Source organism: Acinetobacter sp. Q186-3, from assembly GCF_013420655.1.
Taxonomy (GTDB): domain Bacteria; phylum Pseudomonadota; class Gammaproteobacteria; order Pseudomonadales; family Moraxellaceae; genus Acinetobacter; species Acinetobacter indicus.
This window is the reverse complement of record NZ_VOXS01000007.1, coordinates 126,520-141,079: the sequence shown is the minus strand read 5'-3', so window position 1 is coordinate 141,079 and position 14,560 is coordinate 126,520. Positions and strand designations below refer to the sequence as shown.

Annotated in this window: 13 protein-coding genes; 8 read left to right on the top strand and 5 right to left on the bottom strand. The window is 47.7% G+C overall.

The features are described from left to right. Nucleotides 1–113: 113 nt before the first annotated feature. Nucleotides 114–1,760, top strand: coding sequence for an L-aspartate oxidase (nadB, locus tag FTT64_RS08530; protein ID WP_075174747.1), 1,647 nt, complete (start codon nt 114–116; stop codon nt 1,758–1,760). A 105-nt stretch (nt 1,761–1,865) separates the two neighbouring features. Here the strand turns inward: nadB and mtlD are convergent, their stop codons facing one another. From mtlD to pabC, 5 genes are all read right to left on the bottom strand, one after another. After that, on the bottom strand, nt 1,866–4,010 hold the full coding sequence (gene mtlD / locus FTT64_RS08525) for a bifunctional mannitol-1-phosphate dehydrogenase/phosphatase (protein ID WP_180182281.1): 2,145 nt from the start codon (nt 4,008–4,010) through the stop codon (nt 1,866–1,868). A gap of 368 nt (nt 4,011–4,378) precedes the next feature. Further along, nucleotides 4,379–4,798, bottom strand: a complete 420-nt coding sequence (locus FTT64_RS08520; protein ID WP_045795123.1) for a PaaI family thioesterase — start codon at nt 4,796–4,798, stop codon at nt 4,379–4,381. 61 nt (nt 4,799–4,859) lie between these two features. Beyond that, nucleotides 4,860–5,471 (bottom strand): dTMP kinase, encoded by a 612-nt coding sequence (gene tmk, locus FTT64_RS08515; RefSeq protein WP_180182280.1) that lies wholly within the window; start codon nt 5,469–5,471, stop codon nt 4,860–4,862. A gap of 2 nt (nt 5,472–5,473) precedes the next feature. Further along, a complete protein-coding gene (gene mltG / locus FTT64_RS08510) occupies nt 5,474–6,475 on the bottom strand; it encodes an endolytic transglycosylase MltG (RefSeq protein ID WP_373685930.1) in 1,002 nt (333 codons plus the stop codon). Between the two features lie 58 nt (nt 6,476–6,533). Continuing rightward, the gene (gene pabC / locus FTT64_RS08505) at nt 6,534–7,346 is read right to left on the bottom strand and encodes an aminodeoxychorismate lyase (RefSeq protein WP_152342235.1); all 813 of its coding nucleotides are present in this window, start codon (nt 7,344–7,346) and stop codon (nt 6,534–6,536) included. 161 nt (nt 7,347–7,507) lie between these two features. Here pabC and FTT64_RS08500 point away from each other — a divergent pair, with 161 nt between their 5' ends. The 7 genes from FTT64_RS08500 (at nt 7,508) to FTT64_RS08470 (ending at nt 14,517) form a co-directional block, all read left to right on the top strand. Further along, nucleotides 7,508–8,518: a sulfate ABC transporter substrate-binding protein gene (locus FTT64_RS08500; protein WP_180103839.1), complete on the top strand. Its 1,011-nt coding sequence runs from the start codon at nt 7,508–7,510 to the stop codon at nt 8,516–8,518. Between the two features lie 47 nt (nt 8,519–8,565). Continuing rightward, entirely contained in the window at nt 8,566–9,171 is a 606-nt protein-coding gene (locus tag FTT64_RS08495; RefSeq protein ID WP_104472953.1) for an alpha/beta hydrolase, read from the top strand. 83 nt (nt 9,172–9,254) lie between these two features. Further along, nucleotides 9,255–10,088, top strand: a complete 834-nt coding sequence (gene cysT, locus FTT64_RS08490; protein ID WP_005176654.1) for a sulfate ABC transporter permease subunit CysT — start codon at nt 9,255–9,257, stop codon at nt 10,086–10,088. After that, the gene (cysW, locus tag FTT64_RS08485) at nt 10,085–10,978 is read left to right on the top strand and encodes a sulfate ABC transporter permease subunit CysW (RefSeq protein ID WP_075167788.1); all 894 of its coding nucleotides are present in this window, start codon (nt 10,085–10,087) and stop codon (nt 10,976–10,978) included. Before cysT ends, cysW begins: the two co-directional genes overlap by 4 nt. Nucleotides 10,979–10,989: 11 nt before the next feature. Next, entirely contained in the window at nt 10,990–12,051 is a 1,062-nt protein-coding gene (locus tag FTT64_RS08480; protein ID WP_005176652.1) for a sulfate/molybdate ABC transporter ATP-binding protein, read from the top strand. Nucleotides 12,052–12,105: 54 nt separating this feature from the next. Further along, complete coding sequence (locus FTT64_RS08475) at nt 12,106–13,029, top strand: CysB family HTH-type transcriptional regulator (RefSeq protein WP_104471279.1); 924 nt, start codon at nt 12,106–12,108, stop codon at nt 13,027–13,029. Nucleotides 13,030–13,302: 273 nt separating this feature from the next. After that, nucleotides 13,303–14,517, top strand: coding sequence for an OmpP1/FadL family transporter (locus FTT64_RS08470; RefSeq protein WP_180182278.1), 1,215 nt, complete (start codon nt 13,303–13,305; stop codon nt 14,515–14,517). Nucleotides 14,518–14,560 lie beyond the last annotated feature (43 nt).

Sequence of the window (14,560 nt, the reverse complement as noted above, 5' to 3'; positions counted from 1 at the left end):
CATTTTTTATAAAATGGAGTTTTATTGCTTTTTCTCATCATTAATAAGCATCTTGACCCTTGCCTTTTGTTTTAAAAAGCGTTGTCATTACCAGACTTTTTTCAAATTAGCTAATGGACATGTCTAATTTACATGCAACTCATCATTTTGATGTGATCATTGTGGGTAGTGGCGGCGCAGGTTTAAGTCTGGCACTGTCATTACCAGCTCATTTTAAAATTGCCGTGCTGGCCAAGTCGGCCCTGACTGATGCCAGCACCTTTTATGCCCAAGGTGGGGTCGCAGCCGTACTGGATGAAACCGACTCTATTCAACAGCATATAGATGACACAATGATTGCAGGCGCGCATTTATGTGAACTGAATGCCGTGCAACAAACTGTAGAGGGCGGTAAACCTTCGGTCGATTTCCTGCTTGAACATGGCGTTCAATTTACCCTCGATGAACAGGAACAACTGCATTTAACCCGTGAAGGCGGCCACTCCCAGCGCCGGATCATTCACGCAGCAGATGCCACGGGACGTGCCATTTCAACGACACTGGTCCAGCGGGCCAGAGAAAAACAGAATATCCAGATTTTTGAAAACTTTGTTGCCATTGACCTGATTACCACACAGAAACTCGGTCAAACCGGTAACAATCGTGCATTGGGCCTGTATGCCCTGGATGAAAACACCGACCAGATTGATACCTTCCTGGCACCCTTTACCGCACTGGCCTGCGGCGGTGCCATGAAAGCCTATCTGTACACCTCTAACCCGGATATTGCCACCGGTGACGGGATTGCCATGGCCTACCGCGCCGGTTGTCGCGTCGCCAATATGGAATTTAACCAGTTCCATCCGACCTGTTTATACCATCCGCAAGCCCGTTCCTTCTTGATTACCGAAGCCATGCGCGGTGAAGGCGCCTATTTACGCCTGCCAGATGGTGAACGCTTTATGCTACGTTTCGATGAGCGTGCCGAACTGGCACCACGTGATATTGTGGCACGTGCGATTGACTTTGAAATCAAGCGTCTGGGGATTCGTCATGTCTGGCTAGACATCACCCATAAACCGGCCGAGTTTGTTAAAGAACACTTCCCGACCCTGTATGCGCGTTTACTGGAATTGGGCATCGACATCACCAAAGATATGATTCCGGTGGTCCCGGCAGCGCATTATACCTGTGGCGGTGTAGTGGTTGATGAACACAGCCAGACCGATATTGCCGGCCTGTATGCCATTGGTGAAACGTCTTATACCGGCCTGCATGGTGCTAACCGTATGGCCAGTAACTCACTTTTAGAATGTTTTGTATATGGCATGAGTGCTGCTGAACATATTCAGGCTGAATTCAAGCCCGATTATCAATCACCAAATGTGCCGGCCTGGGATGATTCTCAAGTGACCCATCCCGATGAAGATGTGGTAATTCTACAAAACTGGGATGAACTGCGCGCCACCATGTGGAACTATGTCGGAATTGTCCGCACCACCAAGCGTTTGCAACGTGCCCTGCACCGTATTGAAATGCTGAAACGCGAAATTACCGAGTATTATCAAGACTACAAAGTCAGTAAAAACCTGATTGAACTGCGTAATCTGGTGCTGGTTTCAGAAATGATTGTGCGTTGTGCCATGCAGCGTAAAGAATCGCGTGGCCTGCATTACACCCTAGATTATCCAGAACTGGCAGATGAGCTGCGTAAAACTGTCCTCACGCCGCCAAACTTCCAGGTAGAAACGCCATTGGTGAATGAGGATGTGCCGGCTTAAAACACTTGTGCCATCTTCAGTTCTGAAAGATAAAAAACCGAATCGCAGGATGTGATTCGGTTTTTTCTTGGGATCAGCCAAAAATGGTTTCAGCCGAATGGTTCCTCAAGTTGAAGCATATTGCGCTGCACTCGAGGTTGGCTTTAATAATGGCAACTGCTCAGGTTCTAGCACTCCGGACAGCAATTGCGGCAGATAGGTCTGCACATAATTACGTAAAGTCAGTGCCACTTGTGCCGAGAAATGTGGCTGCTGCAATTGTGTCTGTAAATGTGCCAAAGCCTGCGCCTCGGTCAGCTGATGGGTTTGCACCGCATAGACATAGCCCAATAAAGCACCTTGTGCCAAAAACTGATACGGCAACCCGGCCTGGGCATTGCTGGCAATTGAACCTAACACCCGCTCGGATGCACTGAGCTTGCGTAGCGGATCACGCGCCACCCGCGCACACGGGTCTTTATAGGCATGGACACAGGAGTTTGCAAAACTTTGTGCCAGTACATGCAGGTCGTGTTGCCGGTGTGGTAACACCACCGCCAGTCCCTGCTGAACCTGCTGCAACAACTGCTGCATGAACTGTTCAATCTGCGGGTCGGCCAGAGCCACACCAATGGTTTGATGACCACGCAGGCTGGCATACCAGGCAAGCATGGCATGCACCCCGTTCCAGAGCCGGTTTTTAATCAGCTGGATTTCACTGATGTCTTCGACCAGAATCATCTGCCGCATTTTTTGTAGTAACGGGCTGGCATTTTCTACATAAATTGGCATGTCAATTTCTGCATTAAACAGAATGAGATCCATCGTTTGCAGAATATGACTCGGCTGGAAATTACGGCGCAAATCTTCCACATACAGGCTGGCCTGACGTTCCTGCTCCGGCTGCAAACGGGTGTTATCCTCAATTTCAACCGGCTCGGCTTCATCTTCCGTTTGCGACTGCTTGAAGATGTTGTATTTAATCCGTAGCTGGCGGTACAGGTTCTGGTCAGTCAGTTTGGATACCATACGGTTGACCACGGTATCGCAGAAATAATGCTGCGCTAAAATGGCTTGTGCGGTCTGCACATCACTTAAGGCCACCAGGGCTTTACGGATATGCTCCAGCAATAACTGCTTGGCACCGACTTTATTTAAAATAATCAGCACGGTTAAAGGCGCAGCCGGCTGGTCCTGATGGGCCAGATAACGTGCATACAGGCCTTGCGCAATCACCTCAGCTTCGCTGCTCAGCGCTTTTTCTGGCAGACATAAGGCAATCAAGCTGGATTCGATATACATCTCCTGCATGTGCTGCAGGTTATCTGCATCAATAATGCTCATGTTTTCAATACGTTCATCATAGGACATTTGCCCATAACGAATGCAATAGGTGCCAAAAGCATTCACCGCAGAGCGATACAGCTGGTTACGGGTAGAAGCGTAAATCCGTTTCGGACGGGTATAACCATCCCAATGCGATAATACCTGCGCCAGATAACCGCCACCAATCGCACCAAAACCATGGATTCCGACAGTTAGCTGGTTCAAGGTTTGTGGAAAGGCTTCCTGCAGGCTGGGCATGCCCAAGGCCGGAATATACAGGTTTAAATCTTCCAGATAATCTTCCATGCTTTCATAGTAGTAATGCGCCTTAGACAGCATCTGTTCATTTGGTGCTTTAATGTCCCGCAGCAGCACGGTAATGCCCTGCGCTGCATAGGCCGAGGTCACACCATTGTCTGAATCTTCAAACATGAAACAGTCACTGGCGGAGAGATTCAGCTTTTGCGCAGCGGTCAGGAAAATTTCCGGATGCGGTTTGCCACGTTGGACTTCATCTCCGCACACCAGTACATCAAAAAATTTATAGACATTGGCATTAATTAAATATTCTTCGGCAATGGCACGGCGACTGGACGTCGCCACTGCCATGCGCAGCCCGGATTTACGCAAGCGCTCCAGCACCTGTAGCAAACCGGTTTTAATCGGCACGCCAAACTGACGCACACTTTCCAGTTCCAGCTCATCGGCACGCTGGCGAATTTCGGTATAGGGAATATCTTCACCATATTCAGCCTGTGCCAGCTGTTTGGCACTCCGCGCACTCAAGCCCAGACAACCCATTAAATAGTCATCGCTGAACTCGACTCCAATCAATTCCCGAGATGCCTGTTTCAAGGTTTGAAACCGTAAACGCTCAGTATCAAACATTGTGCCATCCATATCGAAAATTGCGCCCTGGATCATTTTATTTTTAAATTTAAGCATTTCCCCCCTCATTTGATCATTTTTCAACAGGCCTAGAGCCTAGAGCAATTTTTGAGGGAACAACACCTTAGACAAAGAATGAAATATTTAAGGTTAAAAATTAACCACTTGATTGGAGTAAGATTTAAGATATGTAACTTTGAGTAATTAATAAGTAACATCATGTAAATCAATAAAGCGATTTTGCTGAAATATAAGGATAAGTTTTAAATAATTCGGAGGGTGCTTTTCGGCGAATTAAATAGGCTTCAAAAAATAAAAAGCTGGAAGCATCAGATTGGCGAAGAAACTGAAGCAAGCAAAATTAAGACGAGTAAGAAAAGGATAAAATCAAGCGAGCCAGATCAAAAGAACAAGTGACCTGAGAATCAAGCCACTTGGGGTGGAATTGAATAGGTTCCGGTCACATGCGCCACCGGTTCCTCCTGCCCGACTGAATAAATCCAGACTTCACCCACGGCCAGACTTTTACCCAGTTTCATGAGCCGGCATTCCGCCCGCAGGTTTTGTCCACCGGCCGGTTTGCGTAAAAAATTGATATTCAGGTTGGTGGTAACCGCCAACCCGACAATCCCAATCTGGCCCAGAATCGCCACATATAAAGCCAGATCCGCGGCTGTCATCATGGTCGGACCAGAGATCGTGCCGCCCGGACGTAATTCACTTTCCCCAACCCGATAGGTCAAGCAGGCACCCATGGGCGTGACCGCATCAATCTCGCATTTTTCCAGGCTCTGGGGAAATTCTTGTTGTAAAAATTCAATAATTTCAGCACGGTTACTTTTCATTGTGATCAAAAAATCCTCTATCATCACGCTACTATAGAAGATTTTTAGTCTTGACCCAAATTTAAGCAGCGACTGTCTGTAAATATTTGAGCGCCTCGGCAAAGACCAGACCCGGACTTTGGGTGGCATCTAAACGTTTAATCCGTTCTGGTTCTGCCTGCCACAACTCCTGATAACCAGCACGCACCTTTTCAAAAAAGGTGACTTTTTCCTGTTCAAAACGGTCCAGCGCACCACGTTCACGCGCACGGGACATGCCCAGTTCAATCGGTGCATCCAGCCAGAAAGTCAGAGCCGGCATGTGCGAAACAAAATTCTGGTTCAGCAATTGCAACTTTTCCCGGTTTAGGCCACGCCCAGCACACTGATAGGCAAAGCTGGCATCAGTAAAGCGGTCACAGAGTACCGTTTTGCCAGCTGCCAGTGCAGGCAGAATCACCTGCGCCAGATGCTGGGCGCGCGCTGCGTACATCAGCAGTAATTCAGTATCATTACACATCTGCTCGTCATGATTGACTGAAAGCAGCAGACTGCGAATCTGCTCGGCCATCGGGGTGCCACCCGGTTCACGGGTTAGCACTACTTCACTGCCTTGAGCCTGCAAATGTTCATAAATACGACGGATGAGCGTGGTTTTACCTACCCCTTCGGTGCCTTCAAAGCTAATAAACATGCTCACTCCTTGTTCTTCGCACGAATGACCGCCAGATATTCCTGAACTGCGCGGTTATGATCTTGCAGATTGGTACTGAATTTATGCCCGCCATCACCGGTGGCGACAAAATAAAGATTGTCGGAATCATCCGGATGCATTGCTGCTTCAATCGCGCGTTTGCTTGGCAGTGCAATTGGTGTTGGCGGCAAACCATAGATGGTATAGGTATTGTACGGGGTTGGGGTGCGTAAATCCTTACGGGTAATATTGCCCTGATATTTGTCGCCCATCCCGTAAATGACGGTTGGGTCAGTTTGTAAACGCATGCCTATCTTTAAACGGCGCACAAATACGCCAGAGACCTGACGCAGTTCGCTATCGACATGGGTTTCTTTTTCAATAATCGACGCCATCACCAGCGCTTCATATTTATTCTTGTACGGTAAATCTGGTGCACGGTTGGCCCAGGCTTCATCCAGTGCTTTCATCTGACGCTGATATAAATCGGTCAGAATTTTACGGTCCGATTCGCCCTTGGCAAAGAAATAGGTATCTGGCGCAAACAGGCCTTCTGGATGCTCAAACGGAATATTCAGCGCTTTTAATAATTGATCGGTCGGAAGATGGCTGACTTCTTTAGTCACCAGTTCATCCTTTTGCAGACGCTGTACCAGCTGTTTAAAAGTGGTGCCTTCAATGACCAGAATCCGGTTCATCTGCGCATTTTCCGCATTGGAGATCATTTCCATGACTTCACGGATGCTCATGCCCTGCTGGATTTCATAAACCCCGGCTTTCATCGAATCATGAATCATGATTTTCTGATACAGCTTCAAAATAATCGGGAAACTGACCTGATCATTTTTTTCCAGACGATCAATAAAACCGGAATAGGTATCGCCATCGCCAATGGCCAGTAATTCTTTCTGGCCTTTTACCGGATAGTCTTTAAACAGGCTGGACCAGAGCATCACCACGACAATGAGGAGTACGCCCAATAACAGGGTTAAAATACCTTTCATCGGTAATGGGGAGCGAGGCTTGTTTTTCTTTTTCGTTTTAGAGCGGGATGAAGACATATTAATGCATCTGATTCAATTGAAGACGATTAAACAGTTCAATACAGGCTTGAACATCTAAAAGGCGTGCATCGAGCTGGGTCACGATTTTCATCGGACTGAGCGCATTACAGAAAAACAGACTCTGGAACTGCGCAATTTCTTCCATATCGACATAACGCTGGCGACAGGAAATGCCGTGCTGCTGCATACGGGCCAGAATTTCAGCCCGCATCACGCCGTGGACGCCATTATAGCGAAGTTCCGGCGTAATCCATTCATTGTTTATAAGAATGAAACAATTACTGCTCACCCCTTCAACAACCGAGCCTTGCACATCAGTCACCAAGGCTTCTGGCCAGCCCTGCGCATCGGCTTCTTTTTTCAGTATCACCTGTTCTAAACGGTTCAGGCTTTTAATACCGACCAGCTGCGGCATACTCAGTCCCATCGCTTGTTTCAACACACCACTGGCGATTTTTTCATAGTGGAAATCATCCACTGCTTTAGGATAAAAAAAGACCCAGACATCAGCATCTTGTGCGGGCAGGCTATAACCGCGCTGTCCATCTCCCCGACTGATGATGATTTTTAAGGTGCCATTAACCTGCGGATAATGCTGCTGCAGCTGTTGAATCGACTGCTGGATAAACGCCAGATTGGCATTTAAATACAAACGCTCACAGCCGCGTTGTAACCGGAGCAGATGTAAGGCCTCCAGTTCAATCTGGCCATTGCGGATGCGCGCGGTACTAAAGCAGCCATCGCCATAATGAAAGGCACGGTCCAGCACTGAAACGGCCGATATTTCCTCAGCATTCTTAAAACATTGCATACAACAAGTATCCATTTGAGCTGGCTTTAGTGTAAGAATGGAAGATCTATTTATATTTCTTTTTTATTCATATAAAATTCATTTTTTATTATTTTTTTAGGAATAAGACCAGCGCTATTCTTGCCTCATGTTACAAAACAGCGAAAAATTTGAGGTTAGTCATGAGTTTTACAAAATTAAAAATTGGGGTACTGGCCGCATTAATTTCGGCATCCTCCTTTGGTGTTGCTGCAAAAGATTTTCTGAACGTGTCGTATGACCCGACCCGTGAATTATATGATGATGTGAATAAACAGTTCGGCAAATACTGGGAAAGCCGGACCGGACAAAAAATTAATTTTAAACAGTCGCATGGCGGTTCAGGCAAGCAGGCCCGTGCCGTAATTGATGGCCTGAGTGCCGATGTGGTGACACTGGCTTTGGCCGCCGATATTGATGTAATTGCGGAAAAAGCCAAACTGTTTCCGGCAGACTGGCAAAAGAAATTACCACATAACTCGACACCTTATACCTCGACCATTGTATTTTTAGTGCGTAAAGGCAACCCGAAAGGCATTCAGGACTGGGGCGATCTGGTCAAGCCGGGTGTGGGCATTATTACCCCGAACCCGAAAACCTCAGGCGGTGCACGCTGGAACTATCTGGCCGCCTGGGCTTGGGCTAAACATCAGCCGGGTGGCAATGATCAAACTGCACAGGAATTTGTACGTAAAATTTATAAAAACACCAAAGTTCTGGATTCAGGCGCCCGCGGTTCAACCACCACCTTTGCCGAGCGTGGCATTGGTGATGTGCTGCTGGCCTGGGAAAATGAAGCGCATCTCGCCATTCGTGAGCAGCCGGGTAAATTTGAAATTATTACCCCAAGCCTGTCGGTACTGGCAGAACCACCGGTGGCCATTGTTGATAAAAATGCGGAAAAACATGGCAACAAATATTTGGCCCAAGGCTATTTAAACTTCCTGTATTCCCCACTCGGACAGGATTTAGCCGGCAAACATTATTATCGTCCTCGTAGCGAAGCAGCATTAAAGAAATACAGCCAGGTGTTCAGGCCCTTAAAGCTGGTCACGGTAGATCAGGAATTTGGGGGCTGGGCCAAAGTCCAGTCTGCACATTTTGAAAATGGCGGCATTTTCGACCAAATTGTAAAAGCCAATAGCGCGAAATAATTCAGCTGTAGCATCAGCAACTGTAGGGTAAGCAAAGGAGCATCGACATGATTCATACCGTAATTGTTCCGGGCGTGGGTGGCAGTGAATATGGCCACTGGCAATCCTGGTTACAACGACAGCTCATGTCCTGCTCCCGCGTCGAGCAGCAGGACTGGAATGCCCCGGTACTCAAAACTTGGGTAGAACAGTTCCGAAGCACCGTGGCGGCTATTGATGCACCGCTGCAAATTGTGGCGCATAGCTTTGGCTGCCTGACTACCGTAGCCGCTCTGGCGCAATACCCGGCGCTGCAACGCAAGGTCAAGAATCTGGTACTGGTGGCGCCGGCCAACCCGGGCCGTTTTGGTGAAGCCGGTTTTGCCCGTGACAGCCAGCATGACTATCAGGACTATTTTCATCAGCTGCAAGTTCAGGTTCCGGCCAGCATGCTAATCAGTGAAAATGATCCCTGGTTAAATGCCGAACATGCACTGGAACTGGCGCAGTCCTGGCAATTAGAACCGGTAAGCTTGGGCCATGTCGGGCATATTAATGTCGCCTCTGGTTTTGGTCCTTTTCCTGAACTCTGGAACTACCTGATTTCAGAAAAGGCTATGCAGCATATCAGTATTACTGATGACAGCAAGTATTTATTTAAATTTGCAATTTAACCCTCGCAAATTATGCTTGTGCCGAAATTTATTTATTTTTCGCTGGCTGATTTCAGCCCGCATTCTCTCTTTGAGGAGTAATCATGTCGCAGCGGTCCCGAGTGCTGCCAGGATTTGGTCTTTCTCTAGGCTTTACCCTAGCGTATTTATCATTAATCGTTCTGATTCCTTTGTCTGCCGTATTTTTAAAATCGCTGGACATTGGCTGGGAAGGTTTATGGGAAATTTTAAGTTCTGAACGTATCTTAAAATCTTTGCAGTTAAGTTTTAGTGCTGCGCTGATCGCAGCGCTGGTGAACGTCGTTTTTGGTTTATTGCTGGCCTGGTGTCTGGTGCGTTACCGCTTTCCGGGCAAACGCCTGATTGATGCGCTGGTCGATTTACCTTTTGCCTTACCGACCGCCGTGGCCGGTATTGCCCTGACCTCTTTATATGCACCTACCGGCTGGATTGGTCAGTATCTGGAGCCTTTAGGCATTCAGGTGGCCTATACCCCTATCGGGATTACCCTGGCCCTGATCTTCATTGGTATTCCATTTGTGGTGCGTACCGTACAGCCGGTACTCAGCGATTTGGAAACCGAGCTGGAAGAAGCGGCATCTGCTCTGGGCGCAAACCGTCTGCAGATTGTTACCAAAGTGATTTTCCCGATTTTACTGCCGGCATTAATTACTGGTTTTGCCCTGGCCTTTGCCCGTGGCGTGGGTGAATATGGTTCGGTAATCTTCATTGCCGGGAACCAGCCTTTTGAAACTGAAATTGCCCCGCTGATGATTATCTCCCGTTTAGAAGAATATGATTATGCCGGTGCAACCACTATTGCGGTGGTAATGCTGCTGATTTCATTTGTGATGCTGTTCCTAATTAACTTGTTACAAGCATGGGCCAGCCGTCGTACAGGGAGAACAGCCCGATGAGTTTAAATACCAACAGCAATGCTTTGGCCGACAAGCTGCAATCGCGTGATGCCACCCGTGAACCGACCTGGGTTCGCTACACCTTACTGGCCATTGCCCTGATTTTCTTCCTGAGCTGCCTGATTCTGCCGTTAATTCTGGTGTTCGTTGAAGCCTTTAAACAAGGCGTGGGCGTGTATACCCAGGCGCTGGTACATCCAGATACCTTATCTGCGGTCAAACTGACTTTACTCACCGCGGCCATTGCCGTTCCACTCAACGTGGTGTTTGGTGTAGCCGCAGCCTGGTCGGTGGCCAAGTTTAACTTCCCGGGTAAATCAATTCTGACCACCATCATTGATTTGCCGTTCTCGGTCTCTCCCGTCATTGCCGGGATGATGCTGGTACTGATTTTTGGTACCCAGGGCTGGATGGGCAACTGGTTAATGGACAACGACATCAAGATTTTGTATGCCGTGCCAGCGATTGTCATTGCCACCATCTTTATTACCGTACCGTTTGTGGCACGTGAACTGATTCCACTTATGGAAGCACAAGGCACCGAAGAAGAAGAAGCGGCCATTGTACTGGGTGCCTCTGGCTGGCAAACCTTCTGGAAAGTTACCTTGCCGAATATTAAATGGGGCCTGATTTACGGTGTCATTCTGTGTAATGCCCGGGCGATGGGTGAGTTTGGTGCGGTATCAGTCGTGTCTGGACACATTCGCGGTGAAACCAATACTTTGCCCTTACACGTTGAGATTCTCTATAACGAATATACCTTCAGTGCTGCGTTTGCGGTGTCATCCCTGCTGGCCCTGCTGGCGATTGTGACCTTGATCCTGAAAACCTGGGTCGAAATCCGTCAGGAAAAGCAGGACAAACGTAATGAAGATTCAACAGTTTCTTAAGGAATGACCTCATGAGTATTCAAGTTAAAAATATTGAAAAACACTTTGGTGCATTCCATGCACTGAACAATATCTCCCTCGATTTTCCAGATGGCCAGCTGGTGGCTCTCCTAGGTCCATCGGGCTGTGGTAAAACCACCCTGCTGCGGATTATTGCCGGTTTGGAATCTGCCGATGGCGGTCAGGTGATTCTGGAAGGTCAGGATGCCACCGATGTCCACGTGCGTGAGCGTCAGGTCGGTTTCGTCTTCCAGCATTATGCGCTGTTCCGTCACATGACCGTTTTTGACAACATTGCCTTTGGTTTACGTGTACGTCCGCGTGCCACTCGTCCATCGGAAGCTGAAATTAAAAAACGCGTGACCCGCCTGCTTGATCTGGTGCAACTCGGCTTTCTGGCCGACCGTTATCCAGCACAATTGTCTGGCGGTCAGCGTCAGCGTATTGCCCTGGCGCGTGCCTTAGCCGTTGAACCACGTGTCCTGCTGCTGGATGAACCGTTTGGTGCGCTGGATGCCAAAGTGCGTAAAGAACTACGCCGCTGGTTACGTACCCTGCATGATGAATTGCATATCACTTCAATTTTTGTGACACATGATCAGGAAGAAGCTTTAGAAGTGGCGGACCAGATCGTGGTGATGAACAAAGGTAACATCGAGCAGATTGGCTCACCTCGTGAAGTTTATGAAAAACCGGCAACGCCGTTTGTGTTTGACTTTCTGGGTCAGGCCAACCGCTTTGAAGGCCAGAACAGCAATGGCCTGATTCAGCTGGGTGAAGACCGTATTCAGCTGGCCAGCGCACAACAGGGGCCTCAGGGCGAGATCATTGCCTTTGCCCGCCCGGATGAGCTGACCATTCATGCCCAGCCACAGGACAATGCCATTCAAGCCACCTTCTTACGTGAAGTCTGGATTGCCGGAAAAGTACTGGCAGAACTGAACGACCGTCAAGGGAACTTAATTGAAATTTCCCTCACCCCAGAAGAAGCACGCTTGCATCAGTTCCGTCCAAACCAGACCGTCTGGCTGACAGCAAGTCAATTACATTTATTTGAAAATCAAGTCGCTTAACCGCGCACCGATGGGGCATTTCAGGCCCCATCCTTTTTTGAGGGAAAAAAGGACATGAACTTCCAACAGCTCAGAATTATTCGAGAAACTGTACGCCAGAACTTCAATTTAACCGAAGCCTCTGCGGCGCTGTATACTTCCCAGTCGGGGGTGAGCAAGCATATTAAAGACCTGGAAGATGAACTGGGTGTGCAGCTGTTTATCCGTAAAGGCAAACGCCTGCTCGGTTTGACTGAACCTGGTCAGGCCCTACTCGGTATTGTTGAGCGCATGTTGGTGGATGCCGATAATATTAAACGTCTGGCCGATGATTTTAATAAAGTGGATGAAGGCACCCTAACCATTGCGACTACACATACCCAAGCGCGTTATGTGCTACCGCCCATTGTGAATTTGTTTAAAAAAGAATTTCCCAAAGTCCATCTGATTCTGCAACAAGCCAGTCCGGTTGAAATTACCGAGATGCTGCTACAAGGCGAAGCCGATATTGGTATTGCAACAGAATCCTTAACCACAGAAAGCAATCTGGCCAGTGTGCCTTACTATACTTGGCAGCACAGTATTATTACCCCGCAAAACCATCCGCTGGCCCATAAAGCCGAGATCAGCATTCAGGATTTGGCGGAATATCCGATTATTACCTATCACGGCGGTTTTACTGGCCGTTCTAAAATTGATAAAGCCTTTGAAGATGCCGGCATTGATGTTGATATCGTGATGTCTGCGCTGGACGCCGACGTCATTAAAACCTATGTCGAATTAGGCATGGGCGTGGGTGTGGTCAACAATGTGGCTTATGACCAGGAACGGGATTATCGTTTAAAGCAGATTGAAACCGATATTTTTGGCCTGAATACCACCTGGCTGGCGGTGCGTAAAGGACATTTACTACGTGGTTATGGCTATGAGTTTATTTCCCTGTGCTCACCTGAAGCTGATATTAAAGCCCTGAAAAAAGTCGCGTATCCAGAAGATTAAACACCCACAAAAAATGGAAATGAAGAGGATGGCATCAGCATCCTCTTTTTTATATCACTCCAGTTGATCTACTAAGCAGATGAACCCAATCCGCACTTATTAAATTTTATGCTAACGCTCATTTTGCACTACATTACAGCATCCCTAAAAAATGGGATAAAGATCACTTAAACCTGTTTATTTTTTCAGCAAATTCAGTTTTAATAGCTAGATAATTTTTTAATATCAATACTTTATAAATTTATAATTTAGCCAAAAATTAAAGGACGGCCAATGAAGGTCTATTTTTTCTGGGTGTCGATGAGCCTGCTTTTACCAGTGCAAGCTGTCTCTGCAGCAGCGCTGGAGCAGTCCGGACAATCCATGCATATTTTTTTCCAGCCCGATCATTATGCCGAAATCTCCCTGGTGCATTTAGAGGCCGATGTCGCAGGACAAGTCGAAAATCAGGCTGCACTGGCCGAGTTAGGAATTTATGACTATTCCACCGGCAACCTGGCACCCGAGCAGCATTTTGTGCTCGGTGGTTTTAAACTGCAGCTGAATCCAGAGTTTTCCTTTGCCCTGCTTTATGATCAGCCCTTTGGGGTCAAGGTTAACTATAACTACAACCCGGATTTTTATGGTCAACCATTAGACGTCGAAGCTGCCGACATTCGCTTTAAAACAGAAAATATTAGCGCGCTTGTCGGGTATCATCCAGATACGCACTGGACTTTTTATGCAGGACTCAGTCATCAGTCTTTTCAGGGGAATCTAGAGCTTTGGGGACAAAATTATTATATTTTTCATGGCTATCAGGCCCATTTTCCTAAAGATGATGCTTGGGGCTGGCTGGCCGGGGTACGCTACCAGATTCCTGAATATGCCATGAGTGCGGCGCTAACTTATCGTTCGGCCATTCATCATCAGCTAGCGGTACAGGAACAGTCCCCACAAGGCCAATTGCAGATTGTGGCGGACCAGAGTACCGCGGTTCGCACACCCGAATCGCTGAATCTGGATTTGCACACCGGCATCAGTGCCAATAACCTGCTCTATGCGGGTATACGCTGGGTTAACTGGAAAGATTTTTATATACAACCGACTCAATTTGGCGCCGTGATTGATGCTTACGCAACATTCGTTCCTGAAATTAAAGACTTTAAATTAATTCATTATCAGAAAGATCAATGGTCGGCCAAACTGGGCGGGTTACATCGCTGGAATGCACGCTGGATCAGTCAGTTAGAACTGGGCTGGGACTCCGGGATTGGCAATCCGGCCTCGACCCTAAATCCGGCAGATGGGCACTATAGCCTCGGCTTAGGCCAGCTCTTTTATTTTCGACCCAACAGTTTTATGGCTGCAGGGGCCTATTATTTAAAGTTTAAACAACCACATATTCAACCCAGTGATTTTGCCGGCCCTCAAATTTCCAGTCTAGCCTCGGTCAATCGGGGCAATCATGCCTGGGTATATGGACTAAGATTTGGCCATCATTTCTAAGAGCACAAAAAAAACGAGCCGAAGCCCGTTTTTTTTATGCAAC

What these genes read in the sequence shown, in the direction of transcription:
- nadB (WP_075174747.1), top strand. Translation starts at nt 114, where the DNA reads ATGGACATGTCTAATTTACATGCAACTCATCATTTTGATGTGATCATT.
- mtlD (WP_180182281.1), bottom strand. Translation starts at nt 4,010, where the DNA reads ATGCTTAAATTTAAAAATAAAATGATCCAGGGCGCAATTTTCGATATG.
- FTT64_RS08520 (WP_045795123.1), bottom strand. Translation starts at nt 4,798, where the DNA reads ATGAAAAGTAACCGTGCTGAAATTATTGAATTTTTACAACAAGAATTT.
- tmk (WP_180182280.1), bottom strand. Translation starts at nt 5,471, where the DNA reads ATGTTTATTAGCTTTGAAGGCACCGAAGGGGTAGGTAAAACCACGCTC.
- mltG (WP_373685930.1), bottom strand. Translation starts at nt 6,475, where the DNA reads ATGAAAGGTATTTTAACCCTGTTATTGGGCGTACTCCTCATTGTCGTG.
- pabC (WP_152342235.1), bottom strand. Translation starts at nt 7,346, where the DNA reads ATGCAATGTTTTAAGAATGCTGAGGAAATATCGGCCGTTTCAGTGCTG.
- FTT64_RS08500 (WP_180103839.1), top strand. Translation starts at nt 7,508, where the DNA reads ATGAGTTTTACAAAATTAAAAATTGGGGTACTGGCCGCATTAATTTCG.
- FTT64_RS08495 (WP_104472953.1), top strand. Translation starts at nt 8,566, where the DNA reads ATGATTCATACCGTAATTGTTCCGGGCGTGGGTGGCAGTGAATATGGC.
- cysT (WP_005176654.1), top strand. Translation starts at nt 9,255, where the DNA reads ATGTCGCAGCGGTCCCGAGTGCTGCCAGGATTTGGTCTTTCTCTAGGC.
- cysW (WP_075167788.1), top strand. Translation starts at nt 10,085, where the DNA reads ATGAGTTTAAATACCAACAGCAATGCTTTGGCCGACAAGCTGCAATCG.
- FTT64_RS08480 (WP_005176652.1), top strand. Translation starts at nt 10,990, where the DNA reads ATGAGTATTCAAGTTAAAAATATTGAAAAACACTTTGGTGCATTCCAT.
- FTT64_RS08475 (WP_104471279.1), top strand. Translation starts at nt 12,106, where the DNA reads ATGAACTTCCAACAGCTCAGAATTATTCGAGAAACTGTACGCCAGAAC.
- FTT64_RS08470 (WP_180182278.1), top strand. Translation starts at nt 13,303, where the DNA reads ATGAAGGTCTATTTTTTCTGGGTGTCGATGAGCCTGCTTTTACCAGTG.